The 25,536-nt window shown below is 65.4% G+C and carries 23 protein-coding genes and 5 pseudogenes; 10 read left to right on the forward strand and 18 right to left on the reverse strand.

Annotated features, from left to right (window positions below; translation table 11 throughout):
- Position 1: 1 nt before the first annotated feature.
- A complete protein-coding gene (locus A7X97_RS07365; protein ID WP_111007742.1) occupies positions 2 to 760 on the reverse strand; it encodes a SapC family protein in 759 nt (252 codons plus the stop codon).
- 125 nt (positions 761 to 885) lie between these two features.
- Complete coding sequence (locus A7X97_RS07370) at positions 886 to 4,014, reverse strand: TonB-dependent receptor (protein WP_111007743.1); 3,129 nt, start codon at positions 4,012 to 4,014, stop codon at positions 886 to 888.
- A 415-nt stretch (positions 4,015 to 4,429) separates the two neighbouring features.
- Here A7X97_RS07370 and A7X97_RS07375 point away from each other — a divergent pair, with 415 nt between their 5' ends.
- Positions 4,430 to 4,990, forward strand: coding sequence for a fasciclin domain-containing protein (locus A7X97_RS07375; protein ID WP_072167086.1), 561 nt, complete (start codon positions 4,430 to 4,432; stop codon positions 4,988 to 4,990).
- Between the two features lie 97 nt (positions 4,991 to 5,087).
- On the opposite strand, the gene A7X97_RS07380 is transcribed toward A7X97_RS07375, so the two are convergent.
- The 3 genes and pseudogenes from A7X97_RS07380 to A7X97_RS07390 all read right to left on the reverse strand — a co-directional run bounded on the left by A7X97_RS07380 (position 5,088) and on the right by A7X97_RS07390 (position 5,804).
- A complete protein-coding gene (locus A7X97_RS07380; RefSeq protein ID WP_049411161.1) occupies positions 5,088 to 5,300 on the reverse strand; it encodes a hypothetical protein in 213 nt (70 codons plus the stop codon).
- A gap of 106 nt (positions 5,301 to 5,406) precedes the next feature.
- Positions 5,407 to 5,646: pseudogene (locus A7X97_RS22295) on the reverse strand (penicillin-binding protein); the annotation flags it as partial.
- Positions 5,613 to 5,804, reverse strand: coding sequence for a hypothetical protein (locus A7X97_RS07390; protein ID WP_072167087.1), 192 nt, complete (start codon positions 5,802 to 5,804; stop codon positions 5,613 to 5,615). The pseudogene A7X97_RS22295 and the gene A7X97_RS07390, both read right to left, overlap by 34 nt.
- 294 nt (positions 5,805 to 6,098) lie before the next feature.
- Between A7X97_RS07390 and A7X97_RS07395 the strand changes: the two genes are divergently transcribed.
- Complete coding sequence (locus A7X97_RS07395; RefSeq protein ID WP_072167088.1) at positions 6,099 to 7,346, forward strand: arsenic transporter; 1,248 nt, start codon at positions 6,099 to 6,101, stop codon at positions 7,344 to 7,346.
- A 24-nt stretch (positions 7,347 to 7,370) separates the two neighbouring features.
- On the opposite strand, the gene A7X97_RS07400 is transcribed toward A7X97_RS07395, so the two are convergent.
- The 5 genes from A7X97_RS07400 to A7X97_RS07420 form a co-directional block, all read right to left on the reverse strand.
- On the reverse strand, positions 7,371 to 8,804 hold the full coding sequence (locus A7X97_RS07400; RefSeq protein WP_111007744.1) for an OprO/OprP family phosphate-selective porin: 1,434 nt from the start codon (positions 8,802 to 8,804) through the stop codon (positions 7,371 to 7,373).
- Between the two features lie 134 nt (positions 8,805 to 8,938).
- On the reverse strand, positions 8,939 to 9,715 hold the full coding sequence (locus A7X97_RS07405) for an ABC transporter permease (RefSeq protein WP_005409726.1): 777 nt from the start codon (positions 9,713 to 9,715) through the stop codon (positions 8,939 to 8,941).
- On the reverse strand, positions 9,699 to 10,532 hold the full coding sequence (locus A7X97_RS07410; RefSeq protein WP_049467258.1) for an ABC transporter ATP-binding protein: 834 nt from the start codon (positions 10,530 to 10,532) through the stop codon (positions 9,699 to 9,701). The genes A7X97_RS07405 and A7X97_RS07410 overlap by 17 nt, the downstream gene beginning before the upstream one ends.
- A gap of 14 nt (positions 10,533 to 10,546) precedes the next feature.
- Positions 10,547 to 11,605 carry an ABC transporter substrate-binding protein gene (locus A7X97_RS07415; protein WP_111007745.1) on the reverse strand — a complete coding sequence of 353 codons (1,059 nt, stop codon included), beginning with the start codon at positions 11,603 to 11,605 and terminating at the stop codon, positions 10,547 to 10,549.
- 75 nt (positions 11,606 to 11,680) lie between these two features.
- Positions 11,681 to 12,802, reverse strand: coding sequence for a 4-oxalomesaconate tautomerase (locus A7X97_RS07420; protein ID WP_088497594.1), 1,122 nt, complete (start codon positions 12,800 to 12,802; stop codon positions 11,681 to 11,683).
- A 109-nt stretch (positions 12,803 to 12,911) separates the two neighbouring features.
- Here A7X97_RS07420 and A7X97_RS07425 point away from each other — a divergent pair, with 109 nt between their 5' ends.
- Positions 12,912 to 13,814 (forward strand): LysR family transcriptional regulator, encoded by a 903-nt coding sequence (locus A7X97_RS07425; protein WP_010485668.1) that lies wholly within the window; start codon positions 12,912 to 12,914, stop codon positions 13,812 to 13,814.
- Between the two features lie 61 nt (positions 13,815 to 13,875).
- Here the strand turns inward: A7X97_RS07425 and A7X97_RS07430 are convergent, their stop codons facing one another.
- The 4 genes from A7X97_RS07430 to A7X97_RS07445 form a co-directional block, all read right to left on the reverse strand.
- Positions 13,876 to 14,256, reverse strand: a complete 381-nt coding sequence (locus tag A7X97_RS07430) for a hypothetical protein (protein ID WP_111007746.1) — start codon at positions 14,254 to 14,256, stop codon at positions 13,876 to 13,878.
- A gap of 108 nt (positions 14,257 to 14,364) precedes the next feature.
- Positions 14,365 to 14,892 carry a DUF6622 family protein gene (locus A7X97_RS07435; RefSeq protein WP_111007747.1) on the reverse strand — a complete coding sequence of 176 codons (528 nt, stop codon included), beginning with the start codon at positions 14,890 to 14,892 and terminating at the stop codon, positions 14,365 to 14,367.
- Between the two features lie 88 nt (positions 14,893 to 14,980).
- A complete protein-coding gene (locus tag A7X97_RS07440) occupies positions 14,981 to 15,865 on the reverse strand; it encodes a methylenetetrahydrofolate reductase (protein WP_111007748.1) in 885 nt (294 codons plus the stop codon).
- Complete coding sequence (locus tag A7X97_RS07445; protein ID WP_072167094.1) at positions 15,865 to 16,779, reverse strand: LysR family transcriptional regulator; 915 nt, start codon at positions 16,777 to 16,779, stop codon at positions 15,865 to 15,867. Before A7X97_RS07445 ends, A7X97_RS07440 begins: the two co-directional genes overlap by 1 nt.
- A 75-nt stretch (positions 16,780 to 16,854) precedes the next feature.
- On the opposite strand from A7X97_RS07445, the gene msuE reads away from it, so the two are divergent.
- Genes msuE through A7X97_RS07460 form a run of 3 tightly spaced genes read left to right on the forward strand, consistent with a single transcriptional unit; the run spans position 16,855 to position 19,556 of the window.
- A complete protein-coding gene (msuE, locus tag A7X97_RS07450; protein WP_072167095.1) occupies positions 16,855 to 17,448 on the forward strand; it encodes an FMN reductase in 594 nt (197 codons plus the stop codon).
- Between the two features lie 56 nt (positions 17,449 to 17,504).
- The gene (locus tag A7X97_RS07455) at positions 17,505 to 18,482 is read left to right on the forward strand and encodes a DUF1852 domain-containing protein (protein ID WP_111007749.1); all 978 of its coding nucleotides are present in this window, start codon (positions 17,505 to 17,507) and stop codon (positions 18,480 to 18,482) included.
- A gap of 39 nt (positions 18,483 to 18,521) precedes the next feature.
- Positions 18,522 to 19,556, forward strand: coding sequence for a methionine synthase (locus tag A7X97_RS07460; protein ID WP_111007750.1), 1,035 nt, complete (start codon positions 18,522 to 18,524; stop codon positions 19,554 to 19,556).
- Here A7X97_RS07460 and A7X97_RS22055 read toward each other — a convergent pair.
- Positions 19,513 to 20,070, reverse strand: coding sequence for a hypothetical protein (locus tag A7X97_RS22055; protein WP_227836732.1), 558 nt, complete (start codon positions 20,068 to 20,070; stop codon positions 19,513 to 19,515). The two genes, A7X97_RS07460 and A7X97_RS22055, sit on opposite strands and share 44 nt — an antisense overlap.
- A gap of 106 nt (positions 20,071 to 20,176) precedes the next feature.
- A complete protein-coding gene (locus A7X97_RS07470; protein ID WP_111007751.1) occupies positions 20,177 to 20,389 on the reverse strand; it encodes a hypothetical protein in 213 nt (70 codons plus the stop codon).
- A 66-nt stretch (positions 20,390 to 20,455) separates the two neighbouring features.
- Between A7X97_RS07470 and A7X97_RS22300 the strand changes: the two are divergent.
- Together A7X97_RS22300 and A7X97_RS22305 are read left to right on the forward strand one after the other, a co-directional pair.
- A pseudogene (locus tag A7X97_RS22300) lies at positions 20,456 to 20,782 on the forward strand (arsenic transporter); the annotation flags it as partial.
- A pseudogene (locus tag A7X97_RS22305) lies at positions 20,721 to 21,055 on the forward strand (LysR substrate-binding domain-containing protein); the annotation flags it as partial. The pseudogenes A7X97_RS22300 and A7X97_RS22305, both read left to right, overlap by 62 nt.
- Before the next feature lie 65 nt (positions 21,056 to 21,120).
- Here the strand turns inward: A7X97_RS22305 and A7X97_RS07485 are convergent.
- Positions 21,121 to 22,335: a chymotrypsin family serine protease gene (locus A7X97_RS07485; RefSeq protein ID WP_070489134.1), complete on the reverse strand. Its 1,215-nt coding sequence runs from the start codon at positions 22,333 to 22,335 to the stop codon at positions 21,121 to 21,123.
- Between the two features lie 185 nt (positions 22,336 to 22,520).
- Between A7X97_RS07485 and A7X97_RS07490 the strand changes: the two are divergent.
- Positions 22,521 to 22,817: pseudogene (locus tag A7X97_RS07490) on the forward strand (PfkB family carbohydrate kinase); the annotation flags it as partial.
- A gap of 60 nt (positions 22,818 to 22,877) precedes the next feature.
- Complete coding sequence (locus A7X97_RS07495) at positions 22,878 to 23,807, forward strand: DUF6708 domain-containing protein (RefSeq protein WP_070489131.1); 930 nt, start codon at positions 22,878 to 22,880, stop codon at positions 23,805 to 23,807.
- Positions 23,808 to 23,811: 4 nt separating this feature from the next.
- Here A7X97_RS07495 and A7X97_RS07500 read toward each other — a convergent pair.
- Positions 23,812 to 25,385: pseudogene (locus A7X97_RS07500) on the reverse strand (S15 peptidase family protein).
- Positions 25,386 to 25,536 lie beyond the last annotated feature (151 nt).

Genomic DNA, 25,536 nt, shown 5'->3' on the forward strand with positions numbered 1-25,536 from the left:
GTCAGTTCCTGACCGCCTGCGCGGTGCCGTGCTGGACGCGGAGACGGCGCTGCTTCTCGGCGATCAGGCGGCGCATGTTATGCAGCGAGGCGAGCATCAGGTACGCACCTTCCAGGTAACCGGCGCGGTTCAACGCAGCCAGGCGCGAACTGTCCAGCGCCGCCAGGCGCTCGCGGTCGATGCCGTGCAATCCGCTCACGCTCACCCGGTGGTGCGGCGCGATCTGCACGTCGAGCGTGACCGGCTGGATGAGGCCGCAGTCGTCGAGCATCGTGAACATACCGGCCGCGAAGGCACTGCCCTCGTGGATGCCGCGCAGCACGCTGGCGATGTGGTCCAGGTAAGGGGTGTTGCCGCCCTGCGGCAGGAACACCGGCTCGCCGCCCCCGTCGGTGACGCGCGGATGGTCCAGGTCCACGTGCATCACCGCATCCTGGGTGAGCAGGCCATCCACGTAGTGCTCCTGGAAGCCGATCAGGAACGGCCCTTTGGCCGCCGCGCCAGGCAGGTAGGAAGCATTCCAGCGGCCGTCCTGCAGGAACAGGTTCTCGTGTTGCTCGAAACCCAGCAGGGCCACGGACTGCCACGCTTCCGTCCCGGTTTCCCTGCGCAGGAAGATCGGATACTCACGCTGCAGTTCTGCGAACTCGCTGGGATAGGCCGGCACCATGCCCACGGCATCGCCGAACTGCGGCCCGAATCCGGTGGCGACCTTCAGGTCCCGATGCGCGATGTTGTTGAGCATTTCGTAGCGGGCCATCAGGGTATCCAGTGCGGGGTGGCTGGCCGGCAGCGTAGCGCAGGCGCGACAGCTGCGGCGACACCGTCCCGGCACGGCACCGCTGGCGGGCAGCGGTGCCGTGCCGGACGCATCGGCAGCCAGGCTCAGAACTTGTAGCGGACGCCCAGCATGTAGCGCGGGCTCTGGTCAGCCAGCTTGACGATCATCTGCGACGTGCGCGAGCGCCACCGCACATCCTCGCCGGTCAGGTTGATCGCCTCCAGGCTGAAGGACCAGTGGTCATCCAGCGCGTAGTTGACGCTGAGATCCCACTGCTCGTACGGCTCCACATAGTAGGGGTTGCGGCTGGAGCCCTGGTTGGCCAGGATCAGGTACTGGTCGCGCCAGTTCCATGCCAGGCGCACCGACCACCCGTACTTCTCGTACATCAGCATGGCGTTGGCGGTGTCGCTCAGGCCGGTGAGCGAGAACTGGTCGATGCCCGGATCGCCGCCATTGTTGTAGCCGACATCACCTTTGACCACGGTGTAGTTGGCCAGCACGCCGAAGCCGGTGTCACCGAAGAAGTACTGGCCGCCCAGCTCCCAGCCATGCAGCTTGGATTTGTTCTGGTTGATCGGGCGATTGACGTTGAACTGGTACAGCGGATCGTTGGGCTGCCCATACAGATCGTAGGCCGCTTCGGTGGCCAGCACCTGCGCATCAGTGCCGTTGTAGGCGCCGAGGCCGGCAGGATTGTTTCGCAGCAATGCCAGCGCGGTGAACAGCGAGGTGTCGTTGGCCGAGCAGGCAGCGGCATTGGCCGGCCCGACCTGGGCGACGCAGGCGCCGCTGGTCAGGAAGTCCAACGCCGCCCGCGCATCCGGCCCGGAGGTCGGGTCGGTGAGGCCGTAGAGGCTTTCCTGGACGACGGTGTTGCCGATGAAGTTGCTGACCGACTTGTTCCAGTAGGTCAATGACACATAGCTGGCATCGGCGAAGTACCACTCCAGCCCCAGGTCGAGGTTGTCCGATTCCAGCGGCTTCAGGCTCGGGTTCTGCGAGTTGCCGCTGGCGCGCGACGAGGGGTCGATCAGCACCGAGCCGAACGGCTGCTGGGCCCCGGGTCCCGCATAGAGATTGCCGTACGGCGCGCGGGCGATGCTCTTGCCGAACGAAACGCGGCCCTTCAGTTCCTTGGTGAGGTCGATGCTGAAATCAAGGTTGGGCAGGATGTAGCTGTAGCGCGCCTTCTCTGTGAAGGGCTGCTGCTCATCGGACAGCACGATGCGGAAATCGTTGTTGGCCTGCCACTCGATGGACTCGGGGACGGCAATGACCGAGGTCGACACCACGTCAGTGGTTTCATAGCGCACGCCCAGGCGGGTGTTGGTGCGCATGCCACCCAGCTCCCCGTCCAGCTCCACCTGGAAGTACGCCGCCTTGGTCTTTTCTTCCACGAAGTTGTCGGCCGCGCGTTGCGGGTTCACACCCAGGCCGACGCCGTACTCGCGCGATGCCCATTGCGCGAGCTGCCCGGCATTGCCGCGCCAGGCGGACCAGCTGTTGGCACTGTAGTCGTCGAACAGGCCGACGATGCTGACCGGCTGCAGCAGGTCCATCAGGCCTGCGGCGGTATCCCGGTCCACGTTGGCCACGCCCCAGTCGCCCAGGGTCGAGTAGGCCTCGGCGGCCTGGATGCGGTGGGTGGTGGACTTGTTGGTGTCCACGCCGAACTGGAAGCGCCCGTGGTCGAAGTTCCATTCGCCATCGACGCGCGCCTGCTTGATCTCGCTGATCTGGGTCTGCGCGTTGACGCGCAGCACCTGCGTGCCAACCTCCCCTTCCTGGAAGCCCGGATTGACCACGCCATTGGTCCCGGCGACCGCATCGGCGGTGCTGGGATACCAGACCTGGGTGCCAACCGGCAGGCCATTGTTGAAGTTCAGCTCCTGCACCCAGGAGCCACCGCAATGCGGGCCACGGGTACAGTTGTTGGTGCCGGCGATGCTCATGAAGATCGAACCACCGCCGGTCAGCGGATCATTCGGTCGGCTCTCGTTCTTCGAGTTGTGCGCATCGAAGCTGAGCTTGAAGCGGTCGCTGACATTCCAGACGGCGTTGAAGCCCAGCGAACCCAGCTTGTACTCCTGCATGCTGCGCTGCTGCTCCAGGCCGAAATCCTTGGTGCCGGCGATTTCACGGATGTAGACCGGCGTCGCGACGGCGCCACTGGTGTCGAACTCGACGTTGGTGTAGTTGCTGTTCTGCAACCACATGCCCTGCTCGCCACGATTCTCGGTGATCTCGTTGGTCGAGTAGGTGTAATCCACGGTCAGAGTCAGGCTGTCCGTCGGTGCGAACTGCAGCACGGCCTGGCCGTTGACGCGTTCGCGCTCGAATTCGGAGAACGCGTAGCGCAGGTCGTTGGGCCGCGCGTAAAGCTGGCCGACGGCCGGAGCATTGACCACGGTCGGGTTGCCCGGCATCGACCCTGTCCACGGCTGCACGTTCCAGTAGTTCTCCGTGGCCTGCACCGAGCCACCCTTGCGCTTCTGCTGGCTCGCGCTGAGGCTGACGCCAAAGGTCTTTTCCGGATTGCTGTAACTGAAGATGCCCGACAGCTCCGGTGTCAGGTCATTGTCAAACGGCTGGCTCTGGTCGGACACCAGCTTCGCCCCGGCGCTGGCCACGATGCCGGCGTGATCGAGCGGACGCGAGGTCAGGATGTTGATCGTCGCACCGATGCCACCGCTGGGCACCTGCGCCTGGCTGGTCTTGTAGACCTCGATACCATTGATGGCCTCGGCGGCCAGCTGCGCGAAATTGAAGGCGCGGGTGCCGCCGTCGACACCGCCGATGGCGACCTGTCCAGAGGCACCGAATGCATCGGCACCCGGCATCTGCCGACCGTTGAGCGTGACCATGTTGAACTGGGGGCCGAAGCCACGCGCGGTCACCTGCGCACCCTCGCCGTCACGGCGCTCGATGGAGATGCCGGTGATGCGCTGCAACGACTCGGCAAGATTGGTATCGGGGAACTTGCCGATGTCCTCGGCACTGATCGCGTCGACCACGCCCGCCGAGTCGCGCTTGATGTCCATGGCCTGGCTCAGGCTGTTGCGTATGCCCGTGACCTGCACTGCATCAAGCTGGGTGGGTTGCGACTGGCTCTGCGGCTGCGGCCCGGTCGCCGGTGCGGCGTCCTGCGCAAAGGCGGGATTAATGACCAGGGCACCACCCACGAAGGTGAACATGGCCCGGGACCGGAACTTCGCCAACGCGCGGCTCATGAACCGGACCTCGGGCCCGGGGTGCCACGGAAACTGCAGGTGCTCATGAAAGTCCCCTCTGACATACGATCGAATGGATGTACCGCCCCCTCCCAGGGGCACGCACGGGCGTGGCCCGCATTCCAAACCGAACAGCACGGGTGCTCGGGCACGCCGCGACTTACACTTGCTTTTCAAGCCTGCCAGGACAAACACGCGGCAAAGAAGGCAGCCTCCCAGACCCTGGATCCCCGTCCGACTGGTAGCGCTACCATCGCGTTGCAGCGGAGAGTAATCACCGAGGTTCGCCGTTGTCACCATGCAGCGCAGCAAAACCGGCAGCGCGCCAATGACTCGGCCGTTGCTGCATCCGGTCACGCTCACCCGACGTAGGAAAGATGCCCGCACTTGCGGGTCATCCAGAAAGGAACGCACCGTGAACGCTCTTCAGCGCATCGCCGCCGCAGTCGGCTTCGCCGTACTCGTTTCGTCCGGCTCCTCGGTTTTCGCCGCCAACACCGTCATCGTGGGCGGGGCAGAAATGTACCCCACCAGGACCATCGTCGAGAACGCCGTCAATTCCAAGGATCACACCACGCTGGTTGCAGCGGTCAAAGCAGCCGGCCTGGTCGACACCCTCAACGGCGCCGGGCCCTTCACTGTTTTCGCGCCCACCAATGCGGCCTTCGAAAAGCTGCCTGCAGGCACTGTCGATACACTGGTGAAGCCTGAAAACAAGGCACAGCTGACCCGGATCCTGACCTACCACGTCGTCCCGGGCAGCTACAGTTCGGCCCAGCTTCTGGCCGATGCCCGCAAGCACGGCGGCAAGGCCACCCTGAAGACCGTGCAGGGTGAGCCTCTCACCGTGGCGCTCCACGATGGCAAGCTCTGGGTCATCGACGCAAAGGGTGGAAAGGCAGGCATCAGCATTGCAGATGTCGGCCAGTCCAACGGCGTCATCCACGTGGTCGACACCGTGCTGATGCCCAGGTAAGCGGCCTCACGCAACGGGCATCCGGCGCGATGCCCGTTGCCCGGGCCCGGTCATCCCGACGTCACCATGCGGATCCCTGCCCGGCATGGCGTAGTAGCTACCACTCCGGCCCGAGCAGCTTGGTCACTTCGGCCTCCAGTTTCTGCGCGGCCTCGTCCTGGGAGGCGACCTTGATGCACAGCCCCGACTGCGCCGGCCCCGGCACCAGCTGGTAGCGGTTGATGGTGCCGCCACCGTCGCCGTCCAGCGCTACCCGCGCCACTACCGTTCGGCCATTGGCGTGGAAGGTCCAGTCCTGATAATCAAACATGCCTAAGTTGCTGTGCGGCCAAGATGTCATCCCACTTTAGGCGGCACGCCAGCGAAGAACGCTCCAGGAAGATGTTCAGCGCGCGTGGACATGATGGCGACAGGGCCTATCGCAGTGTCCGCGCCAACTGCAGGACATCGGCGAAGAAGGAGGGATAGTCGTCCTGTGGAGCGCTGTGGGTCTCGCGCCGGTGGACCAGACGCACGGCGACCACCCGCTGTTCCGGGACGATCATCAGGTATTGGCCCAGGTAGCCGTTGGCGGCAAAGCCGACGACCGGCCCCCGTGTGATGTCGTAGAGATCGGCGCGCTTCAGTCCGCGCGCGGAGATCTGGCTCCGGCGGCGGGCTTCAACTCAAGCAGCGTCTCCCGGTCGTGCATCACCAGGACCGCGTCGGAATGCGCGCCACGCGCGTTGCGCTCGATCGCGGCGAGGGCTTCGGCACGCGTCGCCGCTTGGCTGGGCCCGGCGATGCCGAACACCAGGGCCAGGGCGCAGGACAACCAGCAGGATCCTGGCATCGCAATCTCGTCCAATGAGTGTGCGTGCAGTGTGACTACATGCGTAGTCACACTGCAGTGGCTGAAGTGATGGCGCGCTTGCGTGCTGAACGTGGGCTGGGCGCCACCCCCGGCCCACCTGCAACGCGGTCGACCGCAGCGGTCGCCATGCAGCGCCGCACGGTATGATGCGGCGACCCGGAACCTGCGATGATTGCAGCGGCCGCCCATCCGCTGATCGCGCGCCAGGCCCCCCCTGCGCCGGGGTCGGTGCAGGTGCCGCTGAAGCCCCACTCCATGCTTGCCTCCCAAGCCCCCCTCCTGATCTGGGCAGCGGTCGCCGTTGCCACCCTCGGCCTGCTGTTCCGTCCTTTCCGCATCCCCGAATATGTGTGGGCGCTGGGCGCTGCCGCCGTGTTGCCGCTGCTGGGCGCCGTGTCGCTGCACACCGCATGGGGCGCAGTGGCCGAAGGCCGCGACGTCTACCTGTTCCTGGTCGGCATGATGGTGCTGGCCGAACTGGCGCGGCGCGAAGGCCTGTTCGATTGGCTGGCGTTGTACGCGGTGCGGCATGCGGGCGGATCCGGGCGACGCCTGTTCGACCTGGTGTTCCTGGTCGGCACGCTGGTGACCGTGTTCCTGTCCAACGATGCAACGGCCGTAGTGCTGACGCCGGCGGTCTACGCCGCCTGCAAGGCGGCGCGCGCCAACCCCCTGCCCTACCTGTTTGTCTGTGCCTTCATCGCCAATGCGGCCAGCTTCGTGCTGCCCATTTCCAATCCGGCCAACCTGGTGGTGTACGGCCAGCACCTGCCGCCGCTGCTGCAGTGGCTGGCGCAGTTCGCGCTGCCGTCGGCGGCGGCGATCGGTGCCACCTATCTGGTCCTGCGCTGGGTGCACCGGCGCGAGATCGCCCAGCCGCTGGTGGCCGCGCCGGCGCATCGCCCGTTGACCGACGGCGGCCGGCTGAGCGCACTGGGCGTGCTGTTCACCGGCACCGTGTTGCTGGTCACGTCCGCCTTGAACGGGCCATTGGGCCTGACCACGTTCTGTGCGGGCACGCTGAGTGTGGCCGTGGTGGCGATCCGCCAGAGGCGCAGCCCGCTGCCACTGCTGCGACACGTGTCCTGGGGCGTGCTGCCGCTGGTGGCGGGACTGTTCGTGCTGGTGGAAGCGGTGGCGCAGACCGGTGTCATCCAGAGCGCGGCCAGCGCGCTGCAGGCTCTGGCGCAGGCATCTCCCCGCCAGGCCAGCTGGCTGGCCGGTGGCGCGGCTGCGCTGCTGAGCAACGTGGCCAACAATCTGCCGGTCGGCCTGGCCGCCGGTTCGCTGGGGCAGATGGCCGACCTGCCGGCGCAGACCCGTGCCGCATTGCTGGTCGGCGTGGATCTGGGGCCCAACCTGTCGGTCACCGGTTCGCTGGCGACAATGCTGTGGCTGGTGGCGCTGCGCCGCGAGGGCGAACATGTCAGCGCGCTCGACTTCCTGCGCGTCGGCGCGCTGGTGATGCCGCCGGCGTTGATCGGAGCACTACTGCTGCTCTGATCGGCGCGCAAGCGGCATGCGCTGCTAGAAGGCCACCTGCAGGCGGGTGTTGAAGGTGGTGCCTTCATCCCTGCCCTGGCCGGTGCCGCTGCGGTTGCGGGTCTGCCAACGGATCGCCTCGAACATCACGCGGCTGAAGTCGTTGAGATACCAGTTCGCACCCAGCGTCCACGCGTGGCCGGTACCGCCACTGGGCAGCTCGGCATAGTCCACGTCTTCGTAGCGCCCTTTCAGTTCCCATGCCCCGGCGCCGCCGCGGGTGACAGGATCGGCCACTTTCACCCGGCCCCAGGTGCCGGCCTTGCCCGAATAGGCCGGCCTTGCACCGGCCAGGAACCAGCCCGCCGAGATCGCCCAGGCCTGGTGGTCCAGATCGTAGCGCCCGCTGGCGCCGGCCCCGCCCAGGTTGCGCGTACCCCATTCGCCGGTCGCCCAGGCCGGCCCGAAGAAGCCTGCCAGTTCCGCGCCATAGGACGTGCTGCGCTCGGCGCCCAGCAGTGTGCCCGGCGCAATCTTGACCAGGTCGTTGAAGTGCCCGGCGATGGCCGAACTGCGGACGACGCCGCTGGCGCTTGCGGCAATCTCCTCGTGGAAGGCCCAGGCCCCCAGGTGCACCGTGACTGCGTCGTTGGCCACCGGGTTCCAATGCACGCGCGTGGCCCAGGTCTGGCTGTCGTTGTCGGTGCCGGCGTTGTTGAGATCGTTGCCGGCCACCGACAGGCTGGCATGCCAGTTCTTGCCGTACACGCGCTCGGTCAGGCCGACACCGAACAGGCCGCGCTGCGGCATCATCAGCGTGCCGACCACGTTGCGGTCCTGGAACGGCGTGTTGGAGGTGCTGCTGGAGCCGTCGATACCCCGGTCGTTGAGGCGGTTGCCTACGGTCAGGTCGGCCGGCAGCCCGAACAGGCGGTGGTCAACGGTGGCGTAGACCGACTTCCACGCCACCGCGTTGTCGGCGAAGTCACCTTCCACCGCCCAGCCGAGGATGCCGTAGCGGCCTTCGGCGCCCAGCCGCACCGAGCGGATCTCGGTACCGGAGATGTTGCGGTCACTCACTGACGATCCATCGGTGCTGGATGCGTCGACGAACAGGCGTCCGCGCGGACGGAACACCACGCTGCCATCGGCACTGCTGAACTCCGGTGCGCCCTTGGACCAGGTGACCTTGGGCGCCTTGGCCTGGCTGGATTCCAGTGCGGCGACGCGGGTGTCCAGCGCGGGGGCCTGCGTTGCGGCCGCCGCACCGGCGGTGCCGTGCCCGCCCTCCACGGCGCGGAGGCGTGCTTCCAGTTGCTGGATCTGCAGTGCCTGCTGCTGCACCAGGCGTGACAGCTCAGCCTGGCTCAGCGGCGCGGGCAGCGAAGACGTGGACTGGGCGCCGGCATGGCCACTGGCCAACAGCAGGCCGAGCGCGACCGACAGCGCTGCCAGCGGCAGCACGGTGGAATGGTTCATGGACTCTCTCTCCGGCCAGCCGGCCCCCTGGCCCGGCGCTGGCCTGTTGCGGTGGTGCGGGGGAAGATCGGGGGAGGAAGCGCGCGCCGCCGGATCGGCCCGGCGGCGCGGCAGGCGGGCTCAGCCCGGCCCGGTCAGCTGGTGGCCTGGGCCTGGGCGTTGGGACGCCAGGTGATCAGCTTGTTCTCGACCACGTCCAGCAGCGCGTCGATGACCAGCACGAAGGCGGCAAGGATGATGATGCCGGCAAACACACCGACGGCGTTGAAGTTGCCTTCTGCCTGCGCAATCAGGTAACCCAGGCCCGCCGAGGCGCCGAGGTACTCACCGATGATCGCGCCGACCACGGCGAAGCCCACCGAGGTGCGCAGCGAGGACAGGATCCAGCTGGCTGCTGCCGGGAAGTAGACATGGCGTAGCAGGTCGCTGCGGCTTGCGCCCAGGATGCGGGCATTGGCCAGTACCACCGGATTCACCTCGCGTACGCCCTGCATGGCATTGAAGAACGTGGTGAAGAACACCAGGGTGACCGCCAGCGCCACCTTCGACCACAGGCCCAGCCCCAGCCACAACACGAAAATCGGGGCCAGCACCACGCGCGGAATTGCGTTGAAGCCTTTGATGAAGGGATCGAGGATGCGCGCCGAGCGGCGGCTCAGGCCCAACCAGACACCGCCGGCCACGCCGAGGCCGGTGCCGATGATGTAGCCCAGCGCGGTTTCGGTCAGGGTGATGTAGACGTGCTGGTAGAACGACGTATCGGACAGCCAGGTCCAGGCCTGCTGCACGATCGCGGTTGGCGAGGGGAAGAAGAACGGATCGATCACGCCCAGCGCGATGCCGCCCTCCCAGCCGCCGAACACGGCCACAACCAGGGCCAGTTGGATGAACTTGTCAGTCTTGGCGTGCATAGCTCTTCTCCACTTCGCCGCGCAGGCAGGCCCAGATGTCGCGGTACAGGTCGGTGAAACGGTCATCCAGCTTGATCTCGGCCACGTTGCGCGGGCGTTCCAGATCCACGTCGAAGCTGCGCACCACGCGGCTGGCCGGACCGGATGACAGCACCACCACGCGGTCGCCCAGGGCGATCGCTTCTTCCAGATCGTGGGTGATCAGGATCACCGAGCGCCGGTCCTCCTGCCACAGGCGCAGCAGTTCGTTCTGCATCAGGTGCCGGGTGTGGATGTCCAGCGCCGAGAAAGGTTCGTCCATCAGGATCACCTTCGGCTCGACGATCAGCGCCTGCGCCATCTGCACGCGCTTGCGCTGGCCACCGGACAACTGGTGCGGATAGCGGTGCTCGAAACCGGCCAGGCCGACCTTGGCCAGCCACGCGTTGGCCTTGGCCTTGCGTTCGGCTTCGGGCACACCACGGAAGCGCAGGCCGAGCTCAACGTTCTGGTAAGCCGTCTTCCACGGCAGCAGCGCGTCCTGCTGGAACAGGTAGCCGACCGACTCCTGGACGCCGCTGACCGCACGGCCATCGATGCTGACCTGCCCGGACGACGGCTTCAGCAGGCCCGCCACGGAATTGAGGATGGTGCTCTTGCCGCAGCCGGTCGGCCCGACGATGGCAAGGAACTCGCCGTCCCCCACCTGGATGTCGACATCACGGACGGCGGTGAATTCGCCGAAGGACATGGTCACCTTGTTGATGGCGACCATGGTCTGTGCAGGCTCCAGCTGCGGTGCGCCATTGAGCTGGCGCACGGTGGCATTGAGGGCCATGGGGTTACCTCCGCTTACGGTTGGGCAGCCGGCGCCGCGGCGTTGGCACGCTCGACGAAGGCATTGGTGTAGGTGCGGGACAGATCGATGTTGGCCTTGGCCACATCCGTATTGAACTCGCGCAGCACCTTCAACGGCGTTTCCAGATCAGCCGGCGTGAAATGACCGTCGCGGGTGAAGATCGCGCGGGCGTTCTCCACCGCGCGCGCATAGGTGGCGCGGTCGCCGGAGACGTAGCTGTCCGGCAGCGCCGCAACGATGTCTTCAGCACTGTTGTCGGCGATGAACTTCAACGCCATCTGCTCGGCGCGGGCGATCTTCTCGGCCGCTTCGGGGCGCTTGTCCAGGAAGCTCTGGTTGGCGTACATCACCGAGGTCGGGTACAGGCCGCCATAGACCTGGCGGGCGCCGTCATCGCTGCGCGCGTCGAGGAGGATCTTCCCGACCTTGCGCTCGGTGATCAGGGTGGCGGCCGGGTCGTAGTTGACCAGCAGGTCGATCTTGCCCTGCTCCAGCGCGGCCACCGCAGCCGCGCCCGAGCCGACGCCGATCAGCGAGATACTGTCGACCGGGATATCGTGCTGAGCAAGGAAGTGACGGACGAAGAAGTCCGACGATGAGCCCGGCGCGGTGATCCCGACCTTCTGGCCCTTGATGGTTTCCGGGCGTGCCGGATCGAAGCTGGCATCCTCGCGGCCGGCCATCACCAGGCCGGAGTTGCGCGAGAGCAGCACGAAGGCCACCACGTCCTTGCCCTTGGCCTGCATCTGGATGGTGTGGTCGTAGAAGCCGACGGCCACGTCGGTGGAATTGGCCACCAGCGCCTGCAATACCTTGGAGCCGCCCTGGGCGAAGTTCTCGGTCTTCACCTGCAGGCCGACGTCCTTGAAGTACCCCTTGGCGTCGGCGATGAAGAACGGCAGGTTGTTGAGGTTGTAGGAGCCGACGCTGATGCGTACCGGTGCATTGTCATCACCGCCGGCGGATGCGCCTTCGGTGCGCCCGCTGTTGCTGCATCCGGCCGCGGCCAGACCAGCCGCGCACAGCGCGGCCATCAAGAACTGCTTGTACATCATCCCTCCCAGGAGTGAAGCATCTACGTTGTAATGGCGGGCATGCGCACCTGCGCCGGCCCGTCCGGGTTCAGATCATGCCGCTGACGTCCATTGGCGGGCTTGGGTGGAACCGGCCACGGCAAGTGCTGGCGTGGTGGCAAACACGCGTCCTTCGAACAGCCGGCGTGCGGTGCGCACGACGCTGGCAACGACCGGCGCGTCCTGCGAGCTGCGACTGAGGCCCACCTCCAGGGCCCCGCTCGGATGTTCGAGGGTAATGCTGCCGGGAACGGACAGGCATCCGACCAAAGTGTGGGCCAGCGTGCCCGGCGTAACAGCGGCGGTGGCCAGGCCGACCGCGCCGGTAATGGCCAGCGCGGTGTGGCATTGATGCGGCATGAAATAGCGCACCTGCAGATCGCCCCCATGTTGCGGCGCCGACAGCAGCACCGGCTTCGGAATGACCTTGTTGCCGGCGTCAGCGATGCCCATGCGGGCGCCTGCCTCGATGCGCAGCGCTTCCAGCCGGCGCATGAATACCGCGTCCGCGTTCAGTTCGGCGGGCGGGGCATCGCCGCGCACGCCCAGGTCTTCGGCACGCACCAGCATCATCGGCATCGCGCAGTCCACCAGGCTGACCGGCACGCCATCGATGGTCTCCTGCGCGTGGCCGCTGGGCAGCAGCTTGCCGGTGCGGGCGCCTGCCGCATCAAGGAAAGCGAGCCTGACCGGCGAGGCCGAGCCCGGCGCGCCGGCAATGCGCGTGTCACCGCGGTACACCACGTTGCCGCCGGGCGTTTCCACCGTGGCGATGATCAGCTTGCCGGTGTTGACGTTGTGGATGCGCACCTCGGTCTGCGGATCCTGCGCCTGCACCAGCCCACGCTCGATGGCATACGGGCCTACGGCCGCCAGCATGTTGCCGCAGTTGGGCGAGGTATCCACCACCTGCTGCTCTACCCGTACCTGGGCGAACAGGTAGTCGACATCGGCGTCCGGACGGCTGGAGCGGTCGATGATCGCCACCTTGCTGGTCAGCGCGTTGCCACCGCCGATGCCGTCGATCTGCAACGGATGGCCCGAGCCCATCACTTCCAGCAGCAGGCGATCGCGTTCAGCGATGTCCATCGGAAGGTCGCTGGCCAGGAAGAACGGGCCTTTGGAGGTGCCGCCGCGCATGAGGACGCAGGGAATGCTGAGCAGATCGTTGGACATACGTGTGCTAGATTGATGCGTATAGGGGATGAATGACCCCTCTGTGATTCGATACTGGCATGACCCCAATTGATCTGTGAATTGCTGATTTTTGGATGATTGATACCCCATGAGCATCAATTGCGAAATCCTGGATCTACGCGCCTTCCTGCTGGTCTCGGAGACCCGCAGCTTCCATCGCGCCGCAGAAATCCTGCACGTCTCCCAGCCAGCACTCAGCCGCCGCATCCAGAAACTGGAGCAGGCGGTGGGGTCGCCGCTGCTGGAGCGCACCACGCGCAGCGTCAGCACTACCGCCGTCGGCGAGAACCTGCTGCCGCTGGTGCGCCGCATGCTGGAGGAGTTCGATGGCTCGCTGTTCTCACTGCGTGGCCGCGAAGACACCCGCGGCGCTACCGTGACCATCGCGTGCCTGCCGACGGCGGCGTTCTACTTCCTGCCCAGCGTGATGGCGCGTTTCCACGAAGCGCACCCGAACGTGCGCTTCCGCATCCTGGATATCCCGGCGACGGAGGGTCTGCAGGCAGTGGAACGTGGTGAAGTCGAGTTCGGCATCAACTTCATGGGCGCCAACGATCCGAATCTCGATTTCGACGTGCTCGCTGAAGATCCATTCGTGCTGGCATGCCGCCGCGATCATCCTCTGGCACGCAAGCGCAAGGTGGAATGGGCCGACCTGGCCGAGCACCAGCTGATCACCGTGCATCGCACCAGCGGTAACCGCACGCTGCTGGATGGTGCGCTGGCGCGCGAGAACCTCAAGTTGAGCTGGCACTATGAAGTGACGCACCTGTCGACGTCACTGGGCATGGTCGAGGCCGGTATCGGCGTGTCGGTGCTACCGAAGATGGCCACGCCGGACGGGGATCACCCCACCCTGGTGACACGCGCGATCGGCAACCCGGTGGTGTCACGCACGATCGGCATCGTCCGCCGCCGCGGCGCCCTGCTCTCGCCCACGGCGGAGCGATTCCTGCAGATGCTGATGAGCCAGTGGCGCGGGGAGGCGTGAGCAACTGCGCGGTTCACGCGCCTATGCGTTCCGGCGCGCCAGACGCTGGCAGGGCCGCCCTTCATGACGAAGCCGCGAAGATCGACGCAATACCTGCAAGCGATCCCACGGCCACCCACGAGAGCGTGGCGAATGCAACCAGCAACACCTTCCGGTGCACGACCTGCGCTTCGTTCCGGGGCTCCGGCCGCCGCGCATAGGGCCTGGAGAAACCCAGGAGTTCGCCGGTGACTGTCAGCGCCCCCATGAAGATCAGTGCGGTCACGCAGAAACCAAAAATGGAACCAATGAGGGCCACATGCTGGGCATCGCCAATAGCCGGCTGAGTGCCGGCCAAACCCTCTACAAGCTGGCCCGTCCACCGTGCGGGCAGCCAGGCCAGGGCTGCGACAATACCGAAGTGACTGGCCACGTTGATCCAGAACCAGGATGTGGTCTTCATGACGTCAGCGTTTCCGGTGTTGGCCAGTGGTGGGCATCGTGACGCCTGCGTCAGCCCCGCACAACCCTGCATGGGGAAGCCGGCCAGCGGCCGGCACTACCCGGGCGATCAGCCTGCGGTTTCCAGCCCCTTGCCTGCCGCATCCATCCGCAGCGAGGCCAGGTATCGGCCGTACTTGCCAACGAAGATGCCGGTGAATCCGCCTGCCAGCAGCAGGTAGGCGGCATTGAAGCCAGCATTGGCGGACAGCGACGGCGACACCGCAAATGCGACTTCGAACCCGTACTTCACCAGGAAAGTGATCAACAGCAGTGGCAGCAGGCTGAAATCCGCGTTGCGCCAGAGCTTGCCGGTACTGCGGTCCAGCGTCAGCTTCAACCGATTCAGCAGCAGCCAGGCAAGCGCGGCGCCCGTGGCGATGCCGGCCAGCCATTCGCTCCAGGCGCTCAGCGACGCGCCGAAGCGATGGCTGACCGACCACGCACCCCAGACGGCGAACAAGGCGGGTACGATCGCCAGCTTCTGCAGCGAGGTCTCGGCCGGCTTCATGGCGGCGATGCCACGGGTGACCAGGAAGGCCAGCAGCAGCCAGACCCAGATCGGCGTCTGCGAGGCGAGATGCTGGAGCATGTTCATGAGCGGTCCCCTTGGTGAGTGGTGGCGAGGTGCGCTCGCCTTGGCGCTCACTATTCGCTTCCGCCCGGGTTGCAGCCAGTGACAGCTGTCAGCCTTCGGGGATTACGCTGCGGGCACTGGAAATGCGCCGCCGGTACCGCGCCATCCACTCCAGCGACGGCGCAACACCGCCGAACGGGAAGAAATGCGGGCTGACCGGGCCATGGGCACTGGTCAACCCCTTCACCAGGCGGTCGACGAACGCTTCCGGCCCCGCCGTGCCGAGCAGCCGGCCGATCGAGATGCCATACCGGGCCAACATCGATGCACTGGCGCCCACGCCGCACATTGCGGCATAGCGCAGCAGCCGGGGGATGCTGGCTGGGCCCGGCACACCGACCAGCACCGGAACCGTGATGCCACGCGCGCGCAGTGCATCCAGCCAGGCCAGCACGGTATCGGCATCGAAGGCGAACTGGGTGACGACCAAGGGGGCCATGCCACGTGCTTCGATGGCCTGGCATTTTCCCTCCAGCGCCTGCCAGCGTTCGTCACTGCTCATTACAGGATGCCCTTCCGGGTGCCCGCCGATAGCAACGACCTTGATGCCGCACCGTTCCAGAAGTCCGGCCTCGATGATCGAAATGCTGTCTGCAAACGGTCCAGCAGGCGTGGCGAGGTCACCGGCGATCACCAGGCACTGCTCGACACCAGCCTCGCTGGCCGCGCGCTCAAGGAACCGCCCGAGTACCGCGCGCGAGCCGATACGGCGCGCAGACAGATGCGGCATCGGCTCGAAGCCGAGCGCGCGCACCGTGCGTGCGGCGGCCAGGCGTGCGTCGTCATCCTCGCTGGCCAGCCAGGGAATGGAGATGATCGTGCCGCGCGGTATGCGGTCAGCCTCGGCGCGCAGCGCGGGCATGGCCTTCGCGCTGACCTCCAATGAAAAGGTGTTGATGAAGGCTTCCGCCCGCAGTGATCCAGGTACGGGCATCAACGGGCTCCGTCTGCGTTGCCGGCAAGCGGCGAGCTGTTGCGGGCCAGCTCGATGAAGGCCTGCAGGTAATCGATGCTGGTATCGGCCTCGCGCGCACCCAGATAGATCTGCTTGGGGATGCCCTTGGCACCCAGGCGTACGGGCACCACGTCCATGCGCGCGGCGTACTCCTCCACCAGCCAGCGCGGCATGGCGGCCACGCCGCGGCCGCTGGCCACCATCTGCATCATGATGTCGGTGGTTTCAATGGCCTTGTGGCGCCGCGGGGTGATGCCGGCCGGCAGCAGGAACTGGTTGTAGATGTCCAGGCGCTCGAACGGCACCGGGTAGCTGATCAGCACTTCCTGGCTGAGCTGGCGCGGCTTTACGTGGTCCACCTTGGCCAGGGCGTGGTTGCTGGCCACCACCAGCACCTGCTCGTAGTCGAACACCGGGATGAACTTCAGGCCTGGCTTCAGCAGCGGGTCGGGGGTGACCAGCAGGTCGATCTCGTAGCCGAACAAGGCGCCGATACCGCCGAACTGGAATTTCTGCTTGACGTCCACATCCACATCCGGCCACGCGGCCAGATACGGCGAGACGATCTTCAGCAGCCACTGGTAGCAGGGGTGGCATTCCATGCCGATGCGCAGCGCGCCGCGCTCGCCCTGGGCAAACTGGCGCAGGCGCTCCTCGGCCAGGTCCAGCTGCGGCAGCACCCGGTTGGCGACTGCCAGCAGATATTGCCCGGCCTGGGTCAGCCGCAGGCTGCGGCCTTCGCGCAGCCAGACATCGGTACCCAGCTGCTGCTCCAGCTTCTTCATGCTGTGGCTGAGCGCCGACTGGGTCAGGTTGAGCACGCCGGCCGCTGCGGTGAGCGAGCCCTGCTGCTCGACCTGCTGCACGATGCTGAGGTGGATCCGCTCCAACATAAAGATGAATCTCACTCATGGATAGGTGAAGTAATACCATTTTACGTCATGGAAAGGCATGGCTAGGATCGGGTCATGCCTTCATCCCAACGCCCCCTCCGAATCGTCGCCGTCTCCGGTGGACTGCAGCGCCCCTCCCGGGCCGCCACCCTCGCCGAGCACCTGCTGGGCCTGATCGGCGACAACATGCGCAGCGAACAACAGCTGATCGAACTCGGCGAACTGGCGCCGCAGCTGGCCGGTGCGCTGTGGCGTTCGCAGCTCCCGGAGGTTGTCGAGCGCCAGCTGGTGGCCGTCGAACGGGCCGATGTGCTCGTGGTGAGCACGCCGGTCTATCGAGGCTCCTACACAGGGCTGTTCAAGCACTTCTTCGACTTCATCGACCAGGACGCGCTGGTCGATACCCCCATCCTGCTGGCCGCGACCGGCGGCAGTGACCGCCATGCACTGGTGATCGATCACCAGCTGCGGCCGCTTTTCAGCTTCTTCCAGGCCCGCACCCTGCCCCTGGGCGTGTATGCCACCGACCGCGATTTCGCCGAGGGGCGCGTGCACAACGAAGCGCTGATCCAGCGCGCACGACTGGCGGTGCAGCGCGCAATGCCGCTGCTTGCGCTGTCCAATCGCCGCGCGCCAGTCGCCGCCGCTGAGGCCATCGAAGCCCTTTGAATGCCAGATGCCGCCGACCTGCATCTGGATGTCACCCTGCAAACGGAACGCCGCCCATGACGAACGACGCTTTCACCTTCAGCATCACGCGCATCCCGTTCAACGAGGACTACCAGCCGGCCGAAGGCACGCGCATCACCACCAACTTCGCCAACCTGGCGCGCGGCGCGTCCCGGCAGGAAAACCTGCGCAACACCATCCGCATGATCAACAACCGCTTCAATGATCTGGCGCATTGGGACAACCCAAGCGCCGATCGCTACGCGGTCGAGCTGGACATCATCTCGGTGGAGATGCACATCGATGGCAACGCGGGCAGCGACCCCTTTCCCTTGATAGAAGTGCTGCGCCCGACCATCGTCGACACGCACACCGGCGCACGCACCGAAGGCATCGTCGGCAACAACTTCTCGTCCTATGTCCGTGACTACGACTTCAGCGTGGTTCTTCCGGCCAGCAACGAAGGCAAGGACACCTTCGGCCTTCCGGAGGGCTTTGGCGACCTGCATGGCAAGCTGTTCCAGCACTTCCTGCGCTCGGACGCCTACCGCGCCAACTTCAGCAAGGGGCCGGTGATCTGCATCAGTGTTTCCAGCAGCAGGACCTACCACCGCACCGAGAACCACCATCCGATCCTGGGCGTGGAATACCGCCAGGGCGAGTCCTCCCCCACTGACCAGTATTTCGACAAGATGGGCCTGCAGGTGCGCTACTTCATGCCACCGGGCAGCGTGGCGCCGCTTGCCTTCTACTTCCAGGGCGACCTGCTGGGAGACTACTCGAACCTGGAACTGATCGGCACCATCAGCACGATGGAAGCTTTCCAGAAGATCTACCGCCCGGAGATCTACAACGCCAACTCCGTGGCCGGCAAGGTCTACCAGCCCAGCCTGAAGCACCAGGATTACTCCTCCACCCGCATCGTCTACGACCGCGAAGAGCGCAGCCAGCTGGCCGTCAAGCAGGGCCGGTTCACCGAAGAACACTTCATCAAGCCGTACCGCGCCGTGCTTGAGCAGTGGGCCGCCCGCTGATCCATCGATTTCCCATTCGCCCCCAGGACACACCACACGATGCCGACGAAGACGCTGCTCCCCACCTCCACCGCAGGCAGCCTGCCCAAACCCTCCTGGCTGGCCGAGCCCGAGAAGCTCTGGTCACCCTGGAAGCTGCAGGACGAAAGCCTGATCGAGGGCATGCAGGACGCCCTGCGCCTGTCCCTGCAGGAACAGCAGCATGCCGGCATTGATATCGTCAGTGACGGCGAGCAGACCCGCCAGCACTTCGTCACTACCTTCATCGAGCATCTCAGCGGCGTCGACTTCGAGAAGCGCGAAACCGTGCGCATCCGCAACCGCTACGATGCCAGCGTGCCGACCGTGGTCGGCGCAGTGAGCCGTCCGAAGCCGGTGTTCGTGGAGGATGCGAAGTTCCTGCGCCAGCAGACCACGCAGCCGATCAAGTGGGCGCTGCCCGGCCCGATGACGATGATCGACACGCTGTACGACGCGCACTACAAGAGCCGCGAAAAGCTGGCCTGGGAGTTCGCGAAGATCCTCAACGAGGAAGCGAAGGAGCTGGAGGCCGCCGGCGTTGACATCATCCAGTTCGATGAGCCGGCCTTCAATGTGTTCTTCGACGAAGTGAACGATTGGGGCGTGGCCGCGCTGGAGCGTGCGATCGAAGGGCTGAAGTGCGAGACCGCCGTGCACATCTGCTACGGCTACGGCATCAAGGCCAACACCGACTGGAAGCAGACGCTGGGATCGGAATGGCGACAGTATGAAGAGTCGTTCCCCAAGCTGCAGACCTCCAACCTCGACATCATCTCGCTGGAATGCCACAACTCGCACGTACCGATCGACCTGATCGAGCTGGTGCGTGGCAAGAAAGTGATGGTGGGCGCCATCGACGTGGCCTCCAACACGGTGGAATCGGCGGAGGATGTGGCCAACACGCTGCGCAGGGCGCTGCAGTTCGTGGACGCCGACAAGCTCTACCCGAGCACCAACTGTGGCATGGCGCCGTTGGCGCGCGACGTGGCCAGGGGCAAGCTGCGCGCACTCAGCGCGGGGGCGAGGATCGTACGTGAGGAGCTTTCGGCGTAGCCCTGGCTGGGGATGTGTTCCCGTTTCGGCGCGGGGAGGATGGAACCTGGCCTGGTACAGACCAGGCTCCACCTCGCCCCTGCACCTCGGGCCTGGCGGCCGTCATGCGCGGCCGTGGCGCCAGCGCTTCCTTGATCCGCCCCATCTCCCCTGCCCCGGCTTCGGCCAGGCGCCGGGCCTGCTGCCGCTGTTCCCGCGTGAGCGCCGGAGGCGGTGGAGTACCGGCATCCACCAATCGCGCCACCGCATCGCGCAGAGGCAACTGCGGGCAGAGCCGTGCAGCACACCAGCGCTCGGCGTAGCGCTTGGCCTGACGGGTGCTGGTGGCGGACACGACCTTGACCTGTGACATCTTGCGTGCGTCCAGGTACAGACGGAACCCGAGCGCGGCATGCGGCACGATACTGGCCACCGAACGGCCGTTCCACCACAGATCCCAGCGCTCGCCGCTCTGCACCCAGCCCGAGGGCCGGCGGGCTATCATGAAATCGGGAGCGCTGGAGGGCGAATGCATGGCCGTAAGAATACGGTCGGCCGTCGCATGGACTGAGATTGCGGAGTGGCGCTGGCAACCTCACAACGCTTCTGCCGCAGTGAAGCCCTCTTTACCACTCCCCTCTTTACCACTCTGGGCCGAGCAGTTTCTCCACCTCGGTTTCGAGCCTCTTGGCGGCTTCCTCCTGCGAGGCCACCTTGATGCACAGCCCGGACTGGGCGGGCCCGAGGGTCAACCGGTAACGGTTGATGGTGCCGTCGCCGTCGCCATCCAGTTCCACCCGGGCCACCCGGGTTCGGCCATTGGCCTTGAAGGTCCAGCCCTGGTAGTCGAACATCGTTGAGTCCACCGCAACGCCCTGAATGGCTCCCACCTTATGCGGGGAGGTGCGACACCCCGCCCGATGCTCGCTTCCTGTTCCTCTTTCCTCATCTGGGCGGCCGTGACCGTGGCGACCCTCGGCCTGCTGTTCCGGCCATTCCGCATTCCGGAGTACGTGTGGGCACTGGGGGCTGCTCTTCTGCTTCCACTGCTGGGAACGGTGCCGTTCGGCACGACCTTGCACGCGGTGGCCGAGGGTCGCGATGTCTATCTGTTCCTGATCGGCATGATGATGCTGGCCGGGCTGGCCGGGCTGGCCCGGCGCGAAGGCCTGTTCGACCCGGCACAATCATTCCCTGGCACGCAAGCGCAAGGTGGAATGGGCGGATCTGGCCAAGCGCCAGTTGATCACCGTGCACCGCACAAGCGGCAACCGCACGCTGCTGAATGGTGCGTTGGCGCGTGAGAGCCTCAAGCTCAGCTGGCACTACGAAGTGGCCCATCTGTCGACTCATTGGGCATGGTCGAGGCCGGCATCGGCGTGTCAGCGCTGCCGAAGATGGCCACGCCGGACGGGGATCACCCCACCCTGGTGACACGCGCGATCGGCAACCCGGTAGTGTCGCGCACGATCGGCATAGTCCGCCGCCGTGGTGCCCTGCTCTCGCCCACGGCAGAGCGCGCCACCTCTCCTGCCCGCAGCAATTCCCTGCGGCGCCTACTGAAGGCTTCCTCGGTCCCGGTGCCTCATACCGGGTCGAGATTCAGATCGGCAACCTTGCCGAAGGGCATGACGGTCAACGCCTTGCAGCTTCCCTTCTCGATTGAATCACTGGGATTCTCAGCGGATTTTACGATCCCGTAGCCTGAGCCGCTCTTGTTGAAGACGGCGGCGCCGCTGTCACCGGACGCGCATGCAAGTTCGGAGCCTTCCACTCTTCCCCAAGTGGGTGCACAGACTGCAGCGCCACATACGCCCAACGGGGCGTGCTGCACCGATGTGACGGTTCCGCAACTGAAGCCGGTGCGAGCCCCTCGGAAGCAAAGGAGGCCATGCAGTGGAAGGTCCGCATGGATCAGTATCAATGCCTTCGTCTGGTACTCACCCTTCAATTCTGCGAACACTTCCTGGAGCGGTGTATTTCCAGCAGGAAGCGAGTGCCATTGAACATCGTGACTACCGTCGAAGAGCGCGTCCTGGAATGTCAGTGGCATCATGACCTGCGGGCCACCAACCTCATGACCGTAATTGCTGTAAAGCAACTGATCATCGCAGTGCGCTGCCGTAAGGAGCCCTTTTACCTTGGTCAGCTTGTGCCGAACCGCAAGGCCGCTTGTGCACATCCTGCCATTGGCAGTCAGGATCGCCCCACCGGCGGTGTACGCCGAATTGCGGAAGGGATCCCTCCCAAGGATGATGTTGACCTTCAGCTTCGCAGCCTCTTCAATCTTGCGCTTGGCCGCTTCATACGATTTTGCATCGGCTCCACGAACCGAAACGTCAATCATGCCCAGCTCGGGGCGGCCGTCCACACTCACTGCATCAGGTATGAGTTCGACCACAAGTGGAACGACTCTATGCATGGTTTCGGAGAACTCCTTCTCCGTGTACGGATACCCCTCCTCGAACTCGACCCTGATGGATGAGTCGCTCACTCTGAAGTGCCGGACCGCCTCCATCATGTTTCCCTTCAGTCCAACAACGAGGTGTTGATCGGGCATGTTTTCGATCGAAACAAATGCGAGCCGATCACTGTATCGCCGTTTCAGTTCGGCGATGACCGAAGGTAGCTCGGATTCAACTTCCAGCCTGCGCTTGGCGGTGTCGAGTGACACGCCGTTCGCACTCATGTAGGCCTTGGCAGCGATATCCGATTCCTTCTCCGAAAATGCCTGGCCTGCCGGCATGACCGCGAGACTCTGAGCTGACGCGAGAACAAGCAGAACTGATGCTAGCGACATCTAGGTTTCCTCCATGGAATGAGTTCAGGAGCCAGTGCCGGCTCCACGGCCGAAGGTAGCAGGAAACCTCTTTGCGCTCGGCGGGGCAGGAGGGCCATTCACCGTTTCGTGATGCATTGCGCGCTTCAACGCAGGTGTGCGTCGCGCCAGATCAAGCTTGGCGCTGGTAGTTCTTCAGAAACAGCCAGGTAATCAGCGCCGACCATCACGTGCTCGGTGCGCTGCTGCTGGGACGCGATGGAACCCGCGCGCAGGCTCCTCCGAGGCCGCTGCCCGGCATCGTTGATCGCATCGGCGGTGGCGATGCCTTTGCCGCCGGCATCGTGCACGGATTGCTGTCCGGGCTGGACGCAGAAAGCACCGTGCGCTTCGGACTGGCTGCGGGCGCGTTGAAGCACGCCATTCCCGGCGACTTCAGCCCTGCCCGCGAAGCTGAAGTCCGGGCGCTGATGGAGAGCGACCAGTTCGACGTTCGTCGCTGATCTCCCCCAGGATAATCCCGCTAGAATCCAACGGGCGCTGGAATCGCGCAGGGATCGCCCATGGATTACACCGGATACACGCGCAAATTTCCCAACAACCGCCCGCTGAATGCGTTTGATCGTGAGCACCGCCTGCTGCGGAAGAAGCGACTGGATGTCGCGCCGCTGGCGCAGCTGTGCGTGGTGAAGATGAATTCGAACTGCCTGGTTTCGGTGGATCGCTGGTTCGCCGCACGTGGCTTTGCAGCCCTGCTGGGCGCGATCGGCATTGCCTTCGGGCTGGGCGGCATGCTGATGCTGCTCTGGTTGCTGGTCGTGAACAGGCTACCGAACCAAAACGGCCTGTGGGAGGCGATATTCATAGGCATGGCGATGCTGGCCGTCTTCACTGCAGCGAGCATATGGGTAGCTTGCCTCGAGCTGTTCCGTTGGACCTACTATCCGATCGCGCTTGATCGCAAGCATCGGCAGATACACGTGTTCCGGCTGGATGGCACCACCCTCAGCGCGCCCTGGGACCGGGTGTATTTCACGCTTGGCCGCGGAACCGGAACCTTCGGATGGTACAACTGGGATGTCCGCGGACTGATCCTAGACGCGGATGGCGTGACAGTACGGGAGACGTTCGCGTTCTGCATCGCGACCTCCCGCATCGAGAACGCGCATGCCCACTGGGAGTTCCTGCGGCGCTACATGGAAGAAGGACCGGCAGCCGTCGTGGACGCGGTGCACTACTGCATGCCGCTGGACGGCAAGCGCGAGAGCTTCGCGTCCGGCAAGGAGCGCATCTTCGCCGAAGACGCGCAGCTCCCGGGTTTCATGTGGCTCACGATGCTGCCACTCAACTACCTGCACACGATCATGCGCTGGGTGGTGATGCAGACCAGCAGGATTCCGCGGTTTCCACCGGACATCGAGGCGTGCCTGACACCGGACGCCGGTGATCCCTGTGTCCGCGACGCTTCGATGAATCCACCGGACCTGCGCTGACCCATCAATGCAAAGGCACCTTCAGCACCGAAGGCGCGTTGGCTGGCGAGCTGAAGGTCACCGCACCGCCCAGCTGGCTGATGCCCGCATAGCGCAGGTCCACGGTATCGACCACCAGGGTCAGCCGGCTGCCGGTCGGGAGGTTCCAGCTGCTGGCTTCCAGGCGAAGATCGATGGTTCTCGGCTGGCCGGGCGTGGCACCGCGCAGGGTGTACGGCTTGTGGCTGATCAGCTGGCCGTTGCCCAGCATATCCTCGGCATACAGGTAGGCATACAGCGTGGTGTTGGCGCGCGTGGGCGTCACCGTCAACCGCACTTCCGGTGCGCCATCCAGCGGCGTGCACTCCAGTAGATCGGGCCTTGCCAGACGCCTGCGGCGTTGCGGCCAACGAACGGCACATAGGCGCCGGGCGGCAGGTTGAACATCTGCAGCGCGCCGGACGCCATCACCACGCCGGAGTTGGCGGCGGTCAGCAGGCCGCTGCCGATCCGGTAGTTCCAACCGGTGCCGCCACCGCTCTCGGCCAGCCCTCCGGTGGGCAGCAGAAACCCGGTCGGCGCGGTCAGCCTGTAGCTTACGGCGCCGGTAGAGGTGGCCTGCCAGTCCGGATAACGGCTCCAGCTGCCCTTCTGCGACTTCAACTGCACCGCCGGCTGGCGGTCGATGCCATTGGCCACGCCCTTGAGGTAGTGGTCGAACCAGTCGCCCACCGCGGCATAGACTTCATTGGGAATGCCGAGCGCACCGAAGGCTTCGTTGAGGGCGTGGTCGCCATGGCGCAGCTGCAACTGCTTGGGTCCCTTCAGGCGGGTAAAGAAGTCGACCAGCTGGCCCGGCGGGAACAGGCTGTCGTTGAAGGCGTTGGCGAGGAATACCGCGGGTTGGTTGGCATTGATCTCATCAAGGCTGCTGGCCGGGCTGCGCTGTGCCGCTACCGGCAGCAGCGAGTCCACCGCCCCCTGGTAGTTGCCGACCAGCACATTGCCGTTGATGGTGGCCAGCTCCGCCCCGGGGCGGCCAGTGGCCAGGCCGGCTGCCACCAGCAGGGCGATGCCCTGTGCGCTGGGCGTGTCATGGCTGTAGAGCGACGCCTGCAGGTCGGCCCAGCCGCTCAGCGCAGCAACGGCCTTGATGCGCGGATCGCGTGCCGCCGCCAGCAGGCTGGGGCCGGCCCCGTAGGAGATGCCAGAGACACCAATGCTGGCCGGATCGGCCCGGGTGTTGGCCAGCGCCCAGTCGATCAGGGCACTGACATCTTCGACCGTGGCGGGCCCGGCGATGTCGATGCTGCCGCCGGACTCCCAGAAGCCGCGCGAGCTGTAGCTGATGACCACATAGCCGCGCTGCGCCAGCGACTGTGCCGCGCCCACGTACTCCACGCTGGGCACTGCCCAGCTGCTGGGCATCACCAGCAGCGGATAGCGGCCACTGCCGGCATCCTGGGGTTCGATGACGAAGGCCCCGAGGGGCGTGCCATCCCAGCTGGGGATGGTGCGATGGGTGGTCTTGACCGTGGCCGCCAGGGCCGTGGGCGCCAGCCCGGTCAGCAGGATCAACAGCAGCAGAACCTTGCGCATCGTTGTCTCTCCCCGTCGGTGGTGGTGCAACGGATCGGACCGTACCAGTGCGAATGGTGGCTGGCACCTTGCGACGCAACATGCCGCAAAGCGCGCCTTGCTATGCTTCAAGGCACTGCGGGCCCTCCGCAGTCTCCCATCAAAGCAAGGA

The sequence above is a fragment of the Stenotrophomonas sepilia genome (assembly GCF_003244875.1).
Taxonomy (GTDB): Bacteria; Pseudomonadota; Gammaproteobacteria; order Xanthomonadales; family Xanthomonadaceae; genus Stenotrophomonas; species Stenotrophomonas sepilia.